This window comes from Actinomyces naeslundii, from assembly GCF_001956585.1.
Classification (GTDB): domain Bacteria; phylum Actinomycetota; class Actinomycetes; order Actinomycetales; family Actinomycetaceae; genus Actinomyces; species Actinomyces naeslundii.
The window spans coordinates 132,061-149,929 of record NZ_MSRR01000013.1 but is presented as its reverse complement, the minus strand read 5'-3'; the positions used below and the strand labels follow the sequence as shown (position 1 = coordinate 149,929).

The window sequence follows — 17,869 nt, the reverse complement described above, 5'->3', positions numbered from 1 at the left end:
CCGCCATTGTGGCGGCCGCCCGCCACTCCCGGCGCGCCAGGAGGACCAGGATCGCCACCGCCGGTGTCAGCTTGATCGCGGCGGCCAGGCCGCTGAGGACCCCGCGCCACCGTGATCGCTCGGGAACCAGGAGCAGGTCGACGGCGACTAGTGCCATGAGGATGGCGTTGACCTGCGCGTACTCCATGGTCTTGGGGAAGGGCTCCAGGGCGATCACCCCGATGAGTGCAAGCCACGGTGCCAGGTTGTGCGCCGTCCGGACCCTGGCGCCCAGGCGCCGGAGGGTCGCATAGGCCGTGATGGCGGCGCACAAGGGGGTGGCCACGATCAGCAGGACGGTGGCCGACTGGTACGACATCCAGGTCAGGGGCGCTATCACCCAGGCCGCCAGCGGCGTGTAGGTGAAGGGCCACAGGTGCTTGGACGGCAGGGCGTACCAGCCGTAGAGGTCCCCGCCCTCGAGCCACTGCCGCACGGCCTCGTAGTAGACGAAGGAGTCCAGCTTGAAGATCCACTGGCCGTTGTCGTCGACCAGGGACCAGTAGGCGGGCACCAGCAGCGTCAGCCACCCGATGACGGCGAGGACCGGCGTGCGCGCGATCGCGACCAGTCGTGGGAACCGGGCGGCGGGTGCACCGCCCGTGGTGCCCGCACGGTCCGGGCATTCTGCGCAGCCGGCGCCCGGAGGGGCTGAACGGGGGTCGTTTTGTGGATTCCCTGCGATCGACATCGTGCTGAGTGTAGAAGAGTCACAGAGGATGCTGGGAATCGATGCTGACGGGCCTGATCATCAGTCGGCGGCCAGCGACCGAGTGGTCCGTGCTCGTTTGAGTGCGGGCAGACCCACGACGCCGGCGAGGACGGCGGCCCAGCCGAAGCCGGCGACCGCGAGGTATCCGGCGTGCGAACCGCCGGCGTCCGCGGCCTGCCCTGCCAGCAGGGACCCGATCGAGACCCCGACGTTGAGCGCGGTACTCACCCAGGCCAGTCCCTCGGTGAGCTGGGAGGGGGCGACCGTCACCTGGATGATGTTGTTACCGCTGGTCAGGGTCGGGGCGATAGCAAGTCCCGTCAAGAGGGCCAGGACCGACAGCACCACGAGATTCGGGGCCAGGACGAAGGTCGAGGTGCCGATGGCCAGCGCCGCCGTACCGGTCATGAACTGCTTCCACAGCGGCCACCCCCAGGTGCGTGCGCCGTAGAGGAGGGCTGCGATGAAGGAGCCCACACCCCAGACCGCCAGGACGAGACCGGAGGCCGACTTGTGCCCGGCCTCGGTGGCGAAGGCGACCGCGGCGACGTCGTTGGCCCCGAACATGGCTCCCGAGAGCAGGAAGACGACGACGGTGGCCATGACTGCCCCGTGGCGCAGAACCGGGCGCTGCCCCTCGAAGCCATGCGTCGAGTCCCGGCCGGCCTCCCCGGTCCCCTCATCCTTCTCGGCTGCGTGCCGACGAGGGTGTGGAACGGGCTCGGTGGCGCGCTGGCTGAGGAACCACAGTCCGCCTGCCGCGTGCATGATCAGGCAGGTCACCCATCCCGAGGTCACCGGGAGCAACGGCGTTGTGCACACGGCGGTGGCCAGTACCGGCCCCAGAATGAAGGCCACCTCGTCCAGGGCGGCCTCCAGGGAGAAGGCCGTGTGGATGTCCTCGGGGCGAGTGAGCACCGCGGTCCAGCGCGCCCGCACCAAGGAGCCCATGGAGCCGGCCAGCCCTCCTGCGGCGGCGGCCAGCACGGCCAGGATCCCCAGGTGCGCGTGCGCGGATGCGGCGGCGATCAATCCGGCCAGACTGGTCGCCGAGATGAGGACTGCCGGCAGCATGACCCGGGACTGACCGTAGCGATCGACGCACCGAGCCAGGATCGGCGCCCCGATGGCCAGCGCCACGAAGCTCGCGGCGCTGACCAGGCCCGCAGCCGTGTAAGAGCCGTAGAGCTCCTCGACGGCGAGAATCGTGGAGATCCCCACCATCGACATGGGGAACCGGGCGATCAGCCCCGCGCTCGTGAAGGCGCGGGCACCGGGGCGAGTGAGAATCGCGTTGTATGAGGTAGCCATGGGAGGAGCTGCGTGCTGCTGGGGGAACTGAAGGAAGACGGCGCGGCGCCTCGGCCGGTGCAGAACCGGCCGAGGCGGGAACGTTTACTGGCCGTGGGTGGTGGACTCGACCCTTTCGCGACTGAGAGTGAAGCCCCTGCCACTGACCTGGCTCCAGCACTGCATGCCGGCTTCGGTCGAGGTGCAGGCGAACTCGGAGTTCTTGGCGGAGGAGCCGTATCCGAGACTGACTCCGTTGGCGGAGAAGGTCGAGCCGCACTCGGTGGACTGGCCGCCATTGGCGCCGATCTTGACGATCAGAGGCTTGTCACGGCAGGAGCTCTCTGCGTGCTTGTTGATGACGCAGGTGGCGCCATCCTTCCCGAGGGTGCAGGTGATGTTGCCGCTGGGGGCGTCGAAGGCGGACAGCTCCTGGGCTCCGTTGGGTGCGGGCGCTTTGAGTGTGGGTGTCGCCGAGGCGCTCGGCGTGGCTGACGCCGTAGGAGAGGCGGAGGCGTTATTCGGGGCTGCGCCGGCCGCCTGATTGCTCTGGGTCGTGGGCTGGGTGTCCGATTCGTTCGCTGATTTGTGGTTGTCGCTGCCGGAGAAGTACCAGGTCGCCAGGAAGACCAGGATGGTGGCCACCAAGAGGGCCAGAATCAGCAGGATGCGGTTGGAGGTCAGGAAGGAGGAGGGGGCCGAGGAGTCGTCGTCCTCGGTGCCGACGCCGAAGACACCGCCGTTGCCGTCGGTCGTGGCGGAGGCCTGTACGGCGGCGGGAATCACCGCGCTCTGCGGCTGGGAGAGGTTCGCGGACTGCTGGAAAGTCTGCTGCAGGGCCGGCTGGGCCGGTCTGGCCGGTGACTGTGACGGGACTGCCTGGCTGGGGTCGAAGGTGGGGTTGGAGACGGCTGGATCGCCCGTGGCCCGGAAGCTGTCGACCTGGGTGTTGGCACCGGCCGCGCTGAAGGCGCTGGATGCGCTCGCGGCACTCCTCGAGCTGGTCGCTGAGGCCCCGGAGGCCCCTGAGACACCAGAGGCGGCGCTGCCGGGCTGGAGTGAACGGGGCAGGGTCACCTGGGTCGGGGCCTCGGAGGGCATGGCCGACGGCGATCCCGGCTGGGACCCGGGGGGTGAGACGACCGCCAGGGGTGGAGACGCCTGTGGAGCCTGATCCGACTGGGGATGTCCGCTGCGAGAGGCCAGGGCGGCGTCGACCGCAGGGTCGCCCAGGGTGCCCAGCCACTCCAGGAGGGCGGGGTAGGTCCGCGGGTTGGCGGCGATGTAAGGGCGCAGACCGGGGTAGTTCTGTGCCAGCTGGTGGAGGGTCTCCAGCTCTGCGTTGGGATCTTGCGCTCGCGCGACAAGCTCGTCCTTGGCCTGAGACATGCTGGGTCCTTCGGGGTCGGGAAAACTGCGTCGGTCCAGGTTGACCGACATCCGGGTCCGTCGTGGATTGGGTGTCGGAACCACCTGCGATACCGAGTCAGGGAACGCGGTACTGCGCTGGTGGCGCATGGGCCGGTCAACCGGCCACGCCGAAAGACTACCTGAGTGCCTCGTGATACTGACTGCCTGACCGGTCACGGCCGCCTGCACCCCGCAGCGGCTCACGATGGCCTGTGACGACCTGAGTCAGGCGGGGAAGATCCCGCCCGAGCGACGCTTGGGGGCGGCATTGTTCGCCCTCGGCCCGGTCCAGGCTCCCACATGATGGAATCTCTGCCGTGGTGCGGTGGTTCTGGGCCGGGTGCTGGGGTTTACTAGGGGAGTGCAAGCAACGCAGGGGAAAGGGAGACGATGACCGAGCACGTTCGTGCTGACACCGAGGCCCTCGTGATTCGTGGGGCCGACGGCGCCGGGGCCTCCGGCGTCGTCGTCGGTGCGGCCACTGACGTGGGGCGCCTGCGCACTGTCAACGAGGATGGCTACCTCGCCATCGCCCCGGCCTTCGTCGTCGTCGATGGGATGGGTGGGCACGCCGCCGGCCGCATGGCCACGCAGGTCGCTCTCGACTCCCTCTACTCACTGGCCGGCACGACCGTCACCGACGTGGAGACGGTCGTTCGCTCGGTGATGGCCGCTCAGGAGGCGATTGTCGCCATCCCGTCCCACGCCGCCTACCTGCCCGGTGCGACGATCGCCGGTGTCGTTCTGGCCTGGATGGAGGATGAGCAGGGGATTGCGCGGCCGACCTGGATCATCTTCAACATCGGGGACGCTCGGGTCTACCTGCTGCGCGATGACATGCTGTCCCAGGTCACCCGCGACCACTCCCGGGTCCAGATCCTCATCGAGACCGGTGAGCTCACTCCCGAGCAGGCGCGGCGCGACCCTCGCCGCAATGTCGTCACCCGCGCGCTGGGAGGGGGGATCGCCGACTCCGCCGTCCCCGACCTCTACAGTGTTCCTGTCGCCGCCGGAGACCGCCTGCTGATCTGTTCCGACGGCCTGAGCGACGAGCTCGACGACGAGGCCATCGCCACTGTGCTGGCCGCCGGCTACACGGCGCAGCGCACGGCCGAGCTTCTGGTCGCCGCCTCCCTGGAGGGGGGCGGTCATGACAACACCACGGCCGTCGTCGTGGACTCCGCCGAGACCCCGGCCCTCGCTCCCGCAGTCGTTCCCGGCGATGCTTCTACCCAGGAGGTGCTGTGACCGCATTGTCCCTGCCTGGCGAGCGCGTCCCGTTGCCCGAGGGGCTGACGCGGCTTTCAGACGGCTCTGTGAGGGTTGACGGCGCCGATGGTGTTGCCGTGATCAGTCCGGCTGCCGGGGCTGCCTCCCGCACCGTCTCCATCGAGACGGGGCTGCGCGTCCTGGATGCCCTGGGAGGGACGTACCTCCCCCGGGTGGGGCCGACGGCGACGGCTACGCCGGCAGCGGAAGAGGCGACGCAGCCCGCGGAGCCCGGTGATGAGACCACGTTGCTCAAGCCGGTCGCTCTGGTGACGGAGCTCCCGCAGGACATGGCGCCGACGGCCCTGGAGGCCGAAGGCGTCCTCGGATCGGAGGCCGATGATGTCCCGTCCGGCGCTGACGTCCCGGACGTCGCAGCCGTCGGGACTGTCGCAGCCACTGCGGGCGTGTCGGAAGCGATGGGGGTTGCAGACGTCGCCGACGGCCGCGGCGCAGGGACGCCCGCCGGAGCGACCGGGGAGGACCCCGCGGCGGAGCCTGCTGCGTCGAGCATCGCTGAATCGGCTCCGGAGATGCTGGAGACGGGTGTCTGGGAGGACCCCGATGACTCCGCCGGGTCCGCGGACGGGAGCCGGAACGGCTCCGGAACCGGTGGTTCCGAGACCGGTGACGTCAGTACGTTCCCGGACTATCCCGAGCCGGAACCCGGATCGGGGCGTCGGCGTCGCGGTGCTCACAGGGCCCCTTCGGCGCCGACGGCGAGCTCGGCGGGCCAGCCGACCGCCGACACCCCCACCGCGCCGGACAACTCCAAGAGCAAGCAGCCTCAGCCGGTCCGGGCCCCTCAGCCTCTGGAGGCGCTGCCCAACACCGAGGTCGTCTCGGCCTCCGAGGCCGCTCTCATCGCGGCACCACCGGTGCGGGCCTCGATCTGTCCTCAGGGGCATGCCAACCCGCCTGAGATTCGGGACTGCCTGACCTGCTCCCAGCCCTTGACGGGGATGTTCTCCTACGTGCGCCGGCCGGCGCTGGCCACACTGACCCTGTCCACCGGCGCCGCGATCGAGGTCGCCGGTGACGTCGTCGTCGGACGCGCCCCCCAGGTTCAGCGTGGAGGCGACCCGCATATCGTGGCCCTGGTGACGGTGCCCAGTCCGCAGCACATGGTCTCGCGCTCTCACCTCATACTCACGACCTCGGGGTGGAGCATCCTGGCTCAGGACCTCGGCTCGTCCAATGGCACGGTGCTTGCGCGCCCCGGTGCGACGCCCGTCCTGCTGGGGTCTGGTATGCCGACACCGGTCTTCATGGGGGACCTGATGGATATCGGTGACGGCGTGACGCTTCGGATCGACCCGCCGGCATGGCTGAGGCCGCGAAGTGACTGAGGGCACGTTCTGCTCGGCAGTGCGTCGCCGTTGATTTCACAGGTGATGATGCGGGTTGGTGACAGGTCTCGTCTCAGACACCCTCAATGTTCCTAACGACGTGATATTCATGTGGTGCGGTAGCAACCCGGCCGCCTCGGAGCGGCACTGGCGCTGTGGAAGGAGATTTCATGAGTGACCTGACCTGGACCGAGATGCCAGAGGTCAATCCGGAGCAGCCCGACGAGCTCGTCCTGGACTTCTCCGGAGAGATCCATCGGATCGCCCCCGCCGACACCTTCGTCATCGGCCGGGGCGGCGACCTGGACATCGATGACAACCCCTACCTTCACCGTCGCTTCCTGGTCTTCGCCTTCTCGGAGAAGCTCTGGTGGATCGCCAACGAGGGAAGTCGGCTGTCGGCCACGCTGACCGACGGCGAGGGACTGGTCCAGTCGCGCCTGGCCCCCGGTGCCAGGATCCCCCTGGTCTTCCCCCGGGTCATCCTCACCTTCTCCGCAGGGCCCACCACCTACGAGATCAACCTCGTCACCTCCGGGGAGGATCACTTCTCCGGGATCGACGGCGTGCGTCAGTCCTCGGGGCAGACCACCATCGGGGTGACCCCGATGACCCGTTCCCAGCTGCTGCTCGTCCTGGCGCTGTCCGAGCCGGTGCTCAAGCGGGCCGGGACCGGAGCCGCTGAGATCCCCTCGTCCGCGGCGGCCGCAGCGCGTCTGGGGTGGCCCTTGACCAAGTTCAACCGCAAGCTCGACAACGTCTGCGAGAAGCTCGATCGGGTGGGTGTGCGCGGGCTGCGCGGTGGACGCGTGGCCGGGGCCGCCTCCAACCGGCGCACCGCCCTGGTGGAGCACGCCGTGTCCACCCTCATGGTCACGGCCGAGGACCTCTACATGCTTGATGAGGAGCGGGCCGCCAATCAGGCGGACGCCGGCCAGGAGCCCGCGCGCTCGGTGAGCACTGCTCCAGTGGCCCAGAGCTCGCCTGCGGCATCGAGGCATTGACGAGGTGCGAGGGATGACAGACGAGCGGGATGACAACGACGTGCTCGAGAGCCCGAGCGACGCGACCGAGGCGAGCGAGTCGCAGGAGGTGTTGCTCGAGGAGATCGTGGCCGAGGACTCCGAGGAGCGCGATTCATTGCTCCCTGATCGGCGTCGCCCTGTGCGGCGTCGTGGGCGGCGCTGGCTGGTGGTGCTGCTGGTGCTCGTCGTCGTCCTGACCGCGGGCGCCGTTGGGGCGGAGTACCTCGTGCGCGGGCAGGTCGATGCCGCGGTGCGATCCGCCCTGCCGGGCCTCAGTGAGGACGCGAGGATCACCACCAAGGGGATCGTCCTGCGCCAGCTCCTCGGTGGCTCGCTGGACAGTCTGGCGGTGGACTCCAAGAGCCTGGAGATCACCCCCAAGGGTGAGGGTGGGGGCACGGTCACGCTCAGCGACGTCGACGTCGACCTCAGCCACATCAGTCTGCGTTCGCCCTACCCGACCGATACGGTGACGGCGTCCGGAACGATCAGCTGGCGGCAGGTGACCGCGCTCGCCGCTCGGGAGCACCCGAAGATTCAGGGCATGACGCTGCAGGCCAAGCGGACTGGGACGAGCGCCCAGGACCCGGGGGCCATCCAGGCCTCGGCCGCTCTGCTCGGCATGAGCGGTGAGGCCGAGATCGTGCCGTCGGTGAGAGCCGATGGCAACCTGGTCCTGACCGTCACCTCCACCCGGATGGGGGGAGAAGAGGCCGGGGTCGACGTCGGTGCGGGGGAGAACAGTATGCTCAGCTACGTCGGGCTGGACTCCCCTGAGATCACGCTTCCTTCCGGATCCCTGCCTCAAGGGCTGCATCCGACCAGTGCGATCGTCACCAATGACGGGCTCCGGCTGACCCTGGCCGGAAGCCGGGTGAACCTCGGTCAGCTCTGAGGACGGCGCCCTCGGCCCGGCCACGATTCGTCTCACATTTCCCTCGAAGTGACGTCATCACAGTGAAAGGTGGGGCTGTCTCGGACCTGTGGGGAGGACTTCCCCTCCTCGGGCGGCCCCTGCGGGCGTCGGCTCGTATAGCCTGCCAATGCGTTGCCTATCCAGGCATGAGCGCACGGCATGAGGAATCAAGCCAGAACCGAGCAAGGAGAACCATGAGCATGCAGCCCGAGCACCACGCCCAACCCGGCAGTCAGTCGGGTGGCTGGGGCAGTGGTCAGCCGACTGGTCAGCCGACTGGGCAGCCGATCGGTCAGCCCGCCGGTCAGCCGGTTGCCCGGCAGCAGGCTGGTCAGCCCACCGGCTCCTCCGCGGGACAGGGCGGTCCGGGCATGACCCAGCCGCCGCCTGTGTTCCCGCCTCCGGGCGCTCCGCAGACCTCCAGTGCTCCCGCCGCCCCCTCGCAGCCCGCGTCATCGAGGGTGACGGTTCCCGGCTACCCCTCCGGGCCTGCGGCGCCGGCTGAGGAGAAGGTCGGTACCGGCCCTCTGCCCTCCCGGGAGACGCTGCGTCGTGAGGCCCGGGCCGCCTCCAGCCGCCGAGGTGCCGGGGACGCCGACGTCGAGCGCGCCGGTGTGCTGCTGAAGTCCGTCGCGGACATCTTCTCCCAGCGAGTCGTCGGTCAGGAGCAGCTGCGCACGGCCCTGGTCACCTCGCTGATGTCCAGTGGCCACATCCTGCTGGAGTCCGTGCCCGGCCTGGCCAAGACCACCGCCGCCCAGACGCTGGCCTCCGCCGTCTCCGGCTCCTTCCGTCGCATCCAGTGCACGCCGGACCTCATGCCCAACGACATCGTGGGCACCCAGATCCTCAACTCCTCCACCGGTGAGATGACCACCCAGCTGGGGCCGGTCCACGCCAACATCGTCCTGCTCGACGAGATCAACCGGTCCAGCGCCAAGACCCAGTCGGCCATGCTCGAGGCCATGCAGGAGCGCCAGACCTCCATCGGCGGAGTCGTCTACCCGCTGCCGCATCCCTTCATGGTCCTGGCCACCCAGAACCCCATCGAGGAGGAGGGCACCTACGTCCTGCCCGAGGCCCAGATGGACCGCTTCCTCATGAAGGAGGTGCTCACCTACCCGCGGCCCTCGGAGGAGGCCGATGTCCTGGACCGCATCTCGAACGGCAGCTTCGACCAGCCCGTGACCGGGCGTCCCATCTCCACCGACGACGTCGAGTGGCTCCAACGGGCCGCCGAACGGGTCTACGTCGACCCCGTCATCAAGCAGTACATCGTCGCCCTCATCAACACCTCCCGTGGCGGAGGGCCCCGGCCGGTTCCCGGCCTGGACCGGCAGGTGCGTGTGGGTGCCTCCCCGCGTGGCGGTATCGCGCTGATGAAGGTCGCTCAGGCCGTCGCCCTCCAGGAGGGGCGCACCTACGTCATCCCCGACGACGTGCGCCTGCTGCGCCACGGGGTACTGCGTCACCGGCTGGTGCTCACCTATGACGCCCTGGCCGACGGCGTCGCCCCCGAGGCGATCATTGACGCCATCTTCGCCGCCGTCCCCACGCCCTGAGCCCGGTGGGGACCAGCGGAACGATGAGTATGGAGGCACCTGAGGCAGCCGGAGCATCCGCTCCCGGTCCCGGCGAGGGGAGGCGCGGCGCGCGGATCGAGCGTCTTCGCGCCGCCCTGAGCCTGCCGACCCTGCGGCGGGCCACAGGGCTGCTCGACGGGCGCCACAAGTCGGTCTTCGTCGGCCGCGGCCAGGACTTCGATGACATGTCCTTCTACCGGCCCGGGGACGATATCTCCGACATCGACTGGAAGTCCTCCGCCCGACTGGGGCAGCCGGTCATCAAGCGCTACCAGCGCGAGTCCATGATGTCGCTGGTCCTGGCCGTGGACACCGGCCGGACCATGGCTGCGATGGCCCCCTCCGGGGAGGACAAGCGCGACCTGGCCCTCGGGGTCGCCGAGGTGTTCGCCTACCTGGCTCGGATGCGGGGAGACTCGGTGGCGCTCGTGGCCGGGGACGCCGGCCGGACGATCTCGCGTCCAGCGCGTTCGGGGGCCAAGCACGTCGAGACCCTGCTGACTCTGCTTGCCCGCACCTTCGAGGATCTCGATGCGCCCGTCGACGGTGCCCCCGACGGCGTCTTCGAGCTGGCGCCCGGGGCTCCCGCCTCCAGCCTGCCGCGTCTCATGGAGCGGGTGAGCACCTGGCACCGTCGTCGCAGCCTCGTCGTCCTGATCACCGACACCGCCCATCCCGGCCCCGACGCCGCGATCTGGCTCAGACGCCTGTCGATCCAGCATGAGGTGATCGTTGTGCAGATCGAGGACGATGACCCGCTGCGCCCGGACGGCGGCCGCGGTCGGGACATCGACCTGCCCTTTGAGATCCCGGCCTTCCTGCGCTCCGACGCCCACCTGGCGGCCCAGGCCGGCTTGGTGCGCGAGCAGTGGCGATCCACCGTCGAGCAGGTGCTTGACGCCCGGCACGTGGAGTACGGCGTCGTCTCCTCCGAGGAGACCCTCATCGATGACATCGCCGAGCTCCTTCAGCGTGAGCGCGCCGCCGTGGCCAGAGGGAGGCGGTGACCCGTGCAGATCATGCCCCCGGTTCTCATGCCGATATGGATGGTCATCGTGATGATCGTCGGGATCCTCCTGGTGAGCGCCTGGTTGCTGCGTACCTTCCTGGTAACTCGCAGAGACACCTCCCTCGAGGTCGGGGACATCCCGATGGCACCTGGTGAGCGCCGTCAGTGGGGCGAGCGTCTCACCGAGATCGCCCAGCGCTGGGACGGCGGCGAGCTGGACCTGCGAGACCTTCACCTGGAGCTGGCGGCTCTGCTGCGGGGCTTCGCCGAGGCCCGCAGCGGTGAGGAGATCACCACCGCCACGGTCTCGGAGATTCTCGACATGGCCGCTACCGCCGGTCCACGCTCGGTGGAGGAGCGTCGGCGCAGCGTGCGTCAGGCGGGCCGCCCTCTCGACACCAACCCGCTGGGGCATATTGGAGAGCTGCTCGCCGTGTGGGAGCAGCCCTCCTTCGATCGTGAGCCGCAGGCCGCCGCGCAAGAGGCCCTTACTCACGCACGGGAGGTGATCACCCAATGGTGATGCCCTGGCTGTTCGCCATTCTTGTCGTCATTGCCGCAGTGACGATCATCTGGGTCTTCGTCACCGATCGCCGCTCCCAGGGGATGTCCGGTTCCGGCGCCCGCAAGCCCCGGAGACGGCCCTGGAGCCGTTGGGGAACGCAGCAGTCCGCGGAGCTTCCGCGGCGGCTGGCCAACTCCGCGAGCCTGTTCCAGCTGCCGGCGGTGTACGCCCGTATCAGGTCCCAGCGCCGGCTGCACGCGCTCCTGGCGGTTCTACTGGTTGCGTGCCTGCTCGGCGCCTCAGCCATCGCCGGCCGCCCCGTACGCGTCACCGAGCGCTCTGACGCCTTGGCCAACCGGGATATCGTCCTGTGCCTGGACGTATCGTCGTCGATGGTGAGGATCGACTCCTCGGTTCTGACGACCTTCTCCGACATCCTGGAGGACTTCGACGGCGAGCGTGTGGGGCTCGTCGCCTGGAACTCCGCGGCCCAGACCATCGTCCCGCTGACGGACGACTACGACCTGCTGCGTCAGCAGATGGAGGACCTGGGTGATGTCCTGGACATCGACCCGGACAACGCCACCTACAAGCAGCAGCTCCGGTACGCCGAGGCCTTCAGCGGCACGGTGAACTCCAGCGTCAACGGCTCCTCCCTGGCAGGTGACGGGCTCGCCTCCTGTGCCCAGGCATTCGACAACCAGGGGCTGGAACGCTCCCGCTCGATCATCCTCGCCACCGACAACCAGGTCATCGACCCCGACAGGGAGCAGATCTACTCCCTGCCCGACGCCGTCGACCTCCTGTCCGAGCGCAAGATCCGCCTGTTCTCCATCTACGGTGCGGACGATCAGCAGTCCTACCAGTACGAGCTCGAGCAGACCCCCGAGGAGTCGCGCGAGGAGCTCAAGACTCTCACCGAGAAGCAGGGGAAGGGCCGCTTCTACGACGTCGAGGACTCGGGTACCGGCGGCGACATCGTCAAGCAGCTGGAGAAGACCGAGGTCAGCGCCCTCGGAGGCCGAAAGCAGACCCGTCGCACCGATGTCCCCCAGATGCCCATCATCACCCTCTCACTTGTCCTTCTGGGCTATCTGGGGCTAACCACCTGGAGGCGAGCATGAGACCGGTTCCTGTCATCGGAGACTTCGCGTTCATCCCGGTCACCTGGTGGATCCTCGTGTTCCTGGTGAGCGCAGCCCTGGTGGTCCTGCTCGTCGTCTCCCGGCGCCGTCTGAATCGGGACGGGGCTGAGCCGATTGCCCGCCGAGCCTGGTGGCGGCGCCTGGCCATCGTCGTCGTCATGACGCTGGCGATGGCGGGGCCGGCGATCCGCGGCAGCGAGGCCATCAGTGTCTCCAACGTGGAGATCTACATGGTGGTGGACCGCACCGGGTCCATGGCCGCGGAGGACTACCAGGGCAAGGGGCCCGACGGCGTCGACCAGGCGGCCTCCACCAGGCTTGACGGCGTGCGCTCCGATATGCGCGCCATCCGGGAGGCCTTCCCGGATTCGCGGTTCTCCATCATCGCCTTGGACAACACCGCTGCCACCGAGCTGCCTCTGACCCGTGACACCAACGCCGTCGACGCCTGGATCGGCTCACTCAAGCAGGAGGTCTCGGCCCACGCCACCGGCTCCTCGCTGGAGGTGGCCCTGCCGATGCTGGGCCAGTCCCTGGTGCAGGCCCGTAATTCCGAGTCCAAGGACATCCGTCTCGTCTACATCTTCTCCGACGGGGAGGCCACCGACGACGGTCGTGGCGCTCAAGCGGCCGACAGCGCCGGCATCTCCTGGAAGTCACTGGCCGGTCTTGTCGACGGGGGCGCGGTGCTGGGCTACGGAACCACCGAGGGTGGGAAGATGCGCAGCTACGACGGCTCATCCTCCACCGGTGAGCACACCCAGTCCGACTACATCGCCGACGGCCAGGGTGGGCAGCCCGGGGTGTCGAAGATCGACGCCGACGAGCTCCAGAGCGTGGCCACCGACATGGGGTTGCCCTACTACCACCGTACTGGTGGCTCTGGCGACGACCCGACGAGCAAGTTCACCAACCTGAACATTGAGGCCGTCACCTCCGACGGACGGGCCAAGACCAACGCCCGGGTCTACCTGACCTGGCCTCTGGGAATCATCGCCTTCGGCCTGCTGCTGTGGGAGATCATCGACCTGATGCGAGCCGACCGCCGCCTGCGTCTTCTCACGGGAAGGGGAAGATGATGACGACAGGAAACACTCCCGGAGCGGGGCTCCCCCCGGAGGGTGCCGGCGCCGAAGGCGACACCTTCGATTACCTGCACGAACCGGGCTCGGACGCATCCCCGGACCCCTCCGCCCCCGAGGATCCCCGACGGCGTGAGGCCCGTCTGCGCCGACGCCGCCGGCTCCTCAAGATCGGTGGAGTGCCGGCAGTGCTGGCCACCATCATCTCCCTGTGGCTCGGCTCGATCTTCCTCATCTCCCTGGCCGGCAACCGTGCGGCAGCCGCCGGCCACTACGACACTGCGCTGTCCCGCTACCGCACAGTGGCCAGGATCAACCCCTGGTTGGAGCAGTGGCGCGTCTACTTCAATCTGGGGACCGGGCAGCTCGCCGCGGATGATCCGACCGCCGCGGTCACCAGCCTCAACCAGGCGCTCGCCAAGGCTCCGAAGGCCAAGGCCGATCCCCAGACCAAGGTGAAGGATGCCCGCTCCCCGGAGTGCATGGTTCGCGTCAACCTGTACGTCGCGCACCTGTCGCTGGCCGCCAAGGCCCAGGAGAGTGGCGACTCCGCCTCGGCGGGCGAGCATGCTGAGGAGGCCAAGAAGGCCGCCGACACCTGTGAGGTGCCGCCCCCGCCTGAGCAGAACCCCTCGCAGAGCCCGAATCCGTCGGCAACGCCCAGCTCCGACCCCAGTGCCACGCCCAGCTCGGACCCCTCGGCCAGCTCCTCCAGCCAGCCGAGCGCCACCCCCAGCTCTGATTCGAGCGCCACGCCCAGCTCGGACCCGAGCTCCACTCCCAGCTCGGACCCGTCATCGTCGGCCTCGAGCTCTCCGGGTGAGACCCCCTCCAGCTCACCGACCCCTGCCGATGACCGGGCCCAACGCCTGCGGGACCGCAACAACTCCAGCTCGGGGCCGACTACGAAGCCCAAGGACGGTGGTGGCGGGGGCAAGCCCTGGTGAGCGGCTCCGATGCGGTGAGTGCCTCCCGGCTCGTCGTGGCGGCCGCTGTCCTGGACCGGCTGGAGCGCCCGACGACGCTGCTGTGCGCAGCCCGTTCCTACCCGCCCGAGCACGCGGGGCAGTTCGAGCTGCCCGGGGGCAAGGTCGAGCCGGCAGAACGGCCCGAGCAGGCCCTGGCTCGCGAGCTGGATGAAGAGATCGGTATGAGCGCGCGTCTGGGACCCGAGCTCATCCCGCCCCGGGGCCTGGCGGTTCCCGTGCCACTGGAGGGCGGTCCTGGCGACGACGCCCCGGCCTGGCCGGCCATGCACGGTTTCAGGATGCGTGTCTGGCTGGCAGAGCCCGCTCTGCTCGGGGACCAGGGGCGGGTCGGTGCCGACCACCTGAGCCTGGAGTGGGTGAGCCTGGACCCGCCCGACCGGCTGCGCCGGCTGCCGTGGCTGGAGGCGGACCTGCCCATCATCGATGCGCTGGTGACGGCGCTGGGACGCTGATGGGGCGCCGACGCGGTCGAGTGGTGCGTGCTCCGACACCGCCGGAACCGCTGCTCCCTCGGTTTCCTGACACTTCTACCAGCCACGTCATCTCCTGAGTTAGGGTTGCCTCATGCCGAAGATCCTGGGTTCCTCATTGGCCGAGCATCGAGAGCGCACGCGTACGGCCCTGTTCCGCGCGCTCTCCGAGCTCATGAGCCGGCGCAGCTTCGACAAGATCACGCTGTCCGATGTCGCCAACCACGCGGGCGTGGGCCGGACGGCCGTCTACAACCACTTCGCGGACAAGGAGGACCTCCTCCTGGCCTTCATGGAGCACGAGGCAGGTCGCTACGCCGAGGAGCTTTCCCGGGCGCTGGCCGGGATCCAGGACCCGATCGACCGTCTGCGTGTCTACGTGCGTCAGCAGGCCCTCATCGCACGACACTTCCACTTCCCGACGTCGGGACCGCTGGCCGACTCCGTCTCGCGTGGTACCGCCGGCCGTCTGCGGGCCCATGGCGCGCTCGTGGCCCAGATGCTCTCCTCGATCCTCACCGACGCCATGGACCAGGGGCTCATCCCCGCCCAGGAGCCCGAGCAGGTCATCCCCCTCATCCACGCCACCGTCATGGGTGGGCGTCCGACCCCCACGGACCCGGAGCGGCGCCGGGCCTACCTGGACTCCCTCGACGCCTTCGTGCTGCGGGCGGTGGGAGCCCATCAGCCCGCCCACGCGGTTCCGGCCATTCCTCACCCCCACGGTGCCGATCCAGCGGATGCCGTCGGCCATCCCGGTTCGGTTCGTCACAGCGCGGTTGGCTGACAGCGTGCGCCGTGGAGTGCCGGGCACACAGGTGCGCCTGGCAGACTTCCACCCGTGAATCCGAGCTGGACTGATACCTGGAACGACCTGCTGGCGCGCGCCTCGAGCGTCGTCGGCCTGGATCCCGGCGTGCTGTGGCCGGCGCTGGCCATCCTCGTCATCGTCCTGGCCTGGGCCCCGGCCCGACGCTGGGGACGAACTCTGGTGACGATCGTCCACGAGGCCGGGCACGCCGCCGTCGGGCTCATGGTGGGCCGGCGATTCCTCGGCTTCGTCGTCAGCCGGGACCTGTCCGGACACGCCGTGACCGCCGGCAAGTCCACCGGACCCGGCCGCGTGGCCACCTCCTGGGCCGGCTACCCGGCACCCGCGGTCCTGGGCGCCGTCGTCGTGCTTCTGGCACTGAACGGCTGGGCGAGCGCAGTCCTCCTGCTCGGGCTGGTCCTCCTGGTGGTCCTGCTGGTCATGTCCCGCTCGGTGCGCACGGTGCTCCTCGTCCTGCTGGTCGCGGTTCTCACCGGGGCGCTGTGGTGGTGGGGCGGGCCGTGGCGCGACGGCGTCGTGGCCGGTGTCGGGCTGGCCCTCATCGTCGGAGCCTGGGACTCCCTGCGTGATGTCGCGGCCTCTCGCGATCCGCAGCAGGACCACCGCACGCTGGCCCAGCTGACCCGGGTTCCTGCCGGAGTGTGGTTGGCCAGCTGGTTCCTGGTGGATGCCGCGGCCACCGGCGTCGTCGTGCTGGCTCTGCGCGATCTTCTGTGAGTTGGGTCCCGAGGGAGAGTCAACGACGTTCCTGACCGGGCGGGATCAGGACCTGGGCGGTCGCCAACATGGCCTACGCTTCGTCCTGGCGACATCGGGCCCGCCGGCCCGCCCGCCGTCCCCGCCCGGCATCAACCACTGCGCGCCCGCGTGCAGCCGGTGGCCGGGACCTACCCTGCTCCCGGGCGACCCGGGATTCCCTCAAGGAGAACACATGATGCTGACCCGCCGGGCACTCGGCCTGACCGCCCTGGGACTGGCCGTCTCTGCCACGCTCGCCGCCTGCTCGTCCAAGTCTCAGGACGAGGCCACTGAGGAGGGCAAGATGGCGCTCATCGTCTCCGACGCGGGTGAGGCCGCCGCCGAGGAGCTGTCCAAGGCGGTGGAGGCCTTCACCAAGGAGACCAAGGTGGAGGTGGACGTCAAGGCCGTTTCCGACGTCTCCCAGGAGCTGGCCCGCGGGATCACCGCCGAACCGACCGTCGACGTCGTCGTCCTCGACCCGGCGCAGCTGTCCAGCTATGCCGGTTCCCTGCACGCCTGGGACAAGAACTCGCCCGCTGTGAAGGACGCGCATCCCGCACTGCTGACCAGCGCCACCAGGAAGGGGACGATCAACGCCGCGCCCAAGGACGTCTCCACGCTCGCCCTGTTCATCAACACCTCGCTGTGGCAGGCGGCAGGCTTGAGCGAGTCGGACTACCCGACCACCTGGGAGCAGCTCGGTCAGGTGGCCGCCAAGCTCACCTCTGGTGGGGTCGTTGGCCTGACCCTGGATGCCTCCTACTCGCGCGTCGGAGCCTTCATGGTTCAGGGAGGTGGGGGACTGACCAGTGCTGACGGCACCCAGGCAACGGCCTCCTCCGAGGGATCGATCGCGGGGCTGACTGAGGTCAAGAATCTTCTGTCCTCCGGCTCGGCCGGCTGGGGCGCGGACCTGCCCGCTGGGTCGGCCGCGGACGCCTTCGGCCAGGCGCAGGCCGCCATGGCGGTGGAGTCCGAGGCCCTGGTGAAGACCCTGGCGGATGCCTACTCGAGCATCTCCTACAAGGTCGTCGAGCTGCCGGCCGGCAGCGGCGGCAAGGGGACCCTGCAGTTCCCCACCTTCTACGGCGTGGTCGAAGCCTCCAAGCACAAGGCCGATGCCATCAAGCTCGTCGAGTACCTCACCGCCGCCGAGCGGCAGGTGACCCTGGCCACTGCGGCGGGCACCGTGCCCGCCAGCAAGTCCGCTGGAGAGACCTGGAAGGGCAAGCACGCCGACCAGGCGGCCTTCCTGGCCGGCGTCGAGTACTCCCAGGCCGTGCCGTCCGCCTCCGGTGTCTCCGACATCGTCGCCACCTTCGACAACGAGCTGCCGGGCCTGGCTGGGGGAGATCCCGCCGGCATCCTGAACAGCGCACAGGTGAACCTGCAGGCCATCCTGTCCTGATGTCGCGGGGCGGCGCCGGCTGACGATGTCGGAACCGCCCCGACAGGGCAGGCACAGAGCGCAGGAGCAAGAGATCTCGCCGGATCTCACTGTGA

General features: G+C 69.2%; 17 protein-coding genes. 14 read left to right on the top strand and 3 right to left on the bottom strand.

Annotated elements, in window-relative coordinates; all coding sequences use genetic code 11:
• From BKH33_RS07845 to BKH33_RS07835, 3 genes are all read right to left on the bottom strand, one after another.
• A partial coding sequence (locus tag BKH33_RS07845; protein WP_143229060.1) for a glycosyltransferase family 87 protein occupies window positions 1-730 on the bottom strand: 730 nt, incomplete at its 3' end.
• 60 nt (window positions 731-790) lie between these two features.
• Window positions 791-2,062, bottom strand: coding sequence for an MFS transporter (locus BKH33_RS07840; RefSeq protein WP_003785375.1), 1,272 nt, complete (start codon window positions 2,060-2,062; stop codon window positions 791-793).
• Between the two features lie 84 nt (window positions 2,063-2,146).
• Window positions 2,147-3,430, bottom strand: a complete 1,284-nt coding sequence (locus BKH33_RS07835; protein WP_043539901.1) for a variant leucine-rich repeat-containing protein — start codon at window positions 3,428-3,430, stop codon at window positions 2,147-2,149.
• Window positions 3,431-3,841: 411 nt separating this feature from the next.
• Between BKH33_RS07835 and BKH33_RS07830 the strand changes: the two genes are divergently transcribed.
• The 14 genes from BKH33_RS07830 to BKH33_RS07765 all read left to right on the top strand — a co-directional run bounded on the left by BKH33_RS07830 (window position 3,842) and on the right by BKH33_RS07765 (window position 17,774).
• Window positions 3,842-4,699, top strand: a complete 858-nt coding sequence (locus BKH33_RS07830) for a PP2C family protein-serine/threonine phosphatase (RefSeq protein WP_003785390.1) — start codon at window positions 3,842-3,844, stop codon at window positions 4,697-4,699.
• Window positions 4,696-6,069, top strand: a complete 1,374-nt coding sequence (locus tag BKH33_RS07825; RefSeq protein ID WP_003785397.1) for an FHA domain-containing protein — start codon at window positions 4,696-4,698, stop codon at window positions 6,067-6,069. The genes BKH33_RS07830 and BKH33_RS07825 overlap by 4 nt, the downstream gene beginning before the upstream one ends.
• 170 nt (window positions 6,070-6,239) lie before the next feature.
• On the top strand, window positions 6,240-7,073 hold the full coding sequence (locus BKH33_RS07820) for an FHA domain-containing protein (protein WP_003785401.1): 834 nt from the start codon (window positions 6,240-6,242) through the stop codon (window positions 7,071-7,073).
• Window positions 7,074-7,086: 13 nt separating this feature from the next.
• Window positions 7,087-7,989, top strand: coding sequence for an LmeA family phospholipid-binding protein (locus BKH33_RS07815; RefSeq protein ID WP_003785385.1), 903 nt, complete (start codon window positions 7,087-7,089; stop codon window positions 7,987-7,989).
• 215 nt (window positions 7,990-8,204) lie between these two features.
• A complete protein-coding gene (locus BKH33_RS07810; protein WP_043539900.1) occupies window positions 8,205-9,572 on the top strand; it encodes an AAA family ATPase in 1,368 nt (455 codons plus the stop codon).
• Between the two features lie 23 nt (window positions 9,573-9,595).
• Window positions 9,596-10,600 (top strand): DUF58 domain-containing protein, encoded by a 1,005-nt coding sequence (locus BKH33_RS07805; RefSeq protein WP_043539898.1) that lies wholly within the window; start codon window positions 9,596-9,598, stop codon window positions 10,598-10,600.
• Window positions 10,601-10,603: 3 nt separating this feature from the next.
• Window positions 10,604-11,125 (top strand): alpha-amylase, encoded by a 522-nt coding sequence (locus BKH33_RS07800; protein WP_076066435.1) that lies wholly within the window; start codon window positions 10,604-10,606, stop codon window positions 11,123-11,125.
• Window positions 11,119-12,231, top strand: coding sequence for a VWA domain-containing protein (locus BKH33_RS07795; RefSeq protein WP_003780934.1), 1,113 nt, complete (start codon window positions 11,119-11,121; stop codon window positions 12,229-12,231). Before BKH33_RS07800 ends, BKH33_RS07795 begins: the two co-directional genes overlap by 7 nt.
• Entirely contained in the window at window positions 12,228-13,331 is a 1,104-nt protein-coding gene (locus tag BKH33_RS07790) for a VWA domain-containing protein (protein WP_003780897.1), read from the top strand. Before BKH33_RS07795 ends, BKH33_RS07790 begins: the two co-directional genes overlap by 4 nt.
• Complete coding sequence (locus tag BKH33_RS07785) at window positions 13,331-14,281, top strand: hypothetical protein (protein ID WP_373692700.1); 951 nt, start codon at window positions 13,331-13,333, stop codon at window positions 14,279-14,281. Before BKH33_RS07790 ends, BKH33_RS07785 begins: the two co-directional genes overlap by 1 nt.
• Window positions 14,278-14,775 carry an NUDIX domain-containing protein gene (locus BKH33_RS07780; protein ID WP_003780941.1) on the top strand — a complete coding sequence of 166 codons (498 nt, stop codon included), beginning with the start codon at window positions 14,278-14,280 and terminating at the stop codon, window positions 14,773-14,775. The genes BKH33_RS07785 and BKH33_RS07780 overlap by 4 nt, the downstream gene beginning before the upstream one ends.
• A gap of 112 nt (window positions 14,776-14,887) precedes the next feature.
• Window positions 14,888-15,580, top strand: a complete 693-nt coding sequence (locus tag BKH33_RS07775; protein WP_003780966.1) for a TetR/AcrR family transcriptional regulator — start codon at window positions 14,888-14,890, stop codon at window positions 15,578-15,580.
• Window positions 15,581-15,634: 54 nt separating this feature from the next.
• Window positions 15,635-16,342: a M50 family metallopeptidase gene (locus BKH33_RS07770; RefSeq protein WP_003780912.1), complete on the top strand. Its 708-nt coding sequence runs from the start codon at window positions 15,635-15,637 to the stop codon at window positions 16,340-16,342.
• Between the two features lie 214 nt (window positions 16,343-16,556).
• A complete protein-coding gene (locus BKH33_RS07765) occupies window positions 16,557-17,774 on the top strand; it encodes a sugar ABC transporter substrate-binding protein (protein WP_043538869.1) in 1,218 nt (405 codons plus the stop codon).
• The last annotated feature ends 95 nt before the right edge of the window (window positions 17,775-17,869 follow it).

Bases quoted from the DNA above. Each gene is read 5' to 3' on its own strand.
- BKH33_RS07820 (WP_003785401.1), top strand. From the start codon at position 6,240: ATGAGTGACCTGACCTGGACCGAGATGCCAGAGGTCAATCCGGAGCAG.
- BKH33_RS07785 (WP_373692700.1), top strand. From the start codon at position 13,331: ATGACGACAGGAAACACTCCCGGAGCGGGGCTCCCCCCGGAGGGTGCC.
- BKH33_RS07795 (WP_003780934.1), top strand. From the start codon at position 11,119: ATGGTGATGCCCTGGCTGTTCGCCATTCTTGTCGTCATTGCCGCAGTG.
- BKH33_RS07805 (WP_043539898.1), top strand. From the start codon at position 9,596: ATGAGTATGGAGGCACCTGAGGCAGCCGGAGCATCCGCTCCCGGTCCC.
- BKH33_RS07840 (WP_003785375.1), bottom strand. From the start codon at position 2,062: ATGGCTACCTCATACAACGCGATTCTCACTCGCCCCGGTGCCCGCGCC.
- BKH33_RS07810 (WP_043539900.1), top strand. From the start codon at position 8,205: ATGAGCATGCAGCCCGAGCACCACGCCCAACCCGGCAGTCAGTCGGGT.
- BKH33_RS07790 (WP_003780897.1), top strand. From the start codon at position 12,228: ATGAGACCGGTTCCTGTCATCGGAGACTTCGCGTTCATCCCGGTCACC.
- BKH33_RS07765 (WP_043538869.1), top strand. From the start codon at position 16,557: ATGATGCTGACCCGCCGGGCACTCGGCCTGACCGCCCTGGGACTGGCC.
- BKH33_RS07815 (WP_003785385.1), top strand. From the start codon at position 7,087: ATGACAGACGAGCGGGATGACAACGACGTGCTCGAGAGCCCGAGCGAC.
- BKH33_RS07775 (WP_003780966.1), top strand. From the start codon at position 14,888: ATGCCGAAGATCCTGGGTTCCTCATTGGCCGAGCATCGAGAGCGCACG.
- BKH33_RS07830 (WP_003785390.1), top strand. From the start codon at position 3,842: ATGACCGAGCACGTTCGTGCTGACACCGAGGCCCTCGTGATTCGTGGG.
- BKH33_RS07835 (WP_043539901.1), bottom strand. From the start codon at position 3,430: ATGTCTCAGGCCAAGGACGAGCTTGTCGCGCGAGCGCAAGATCCCAAC.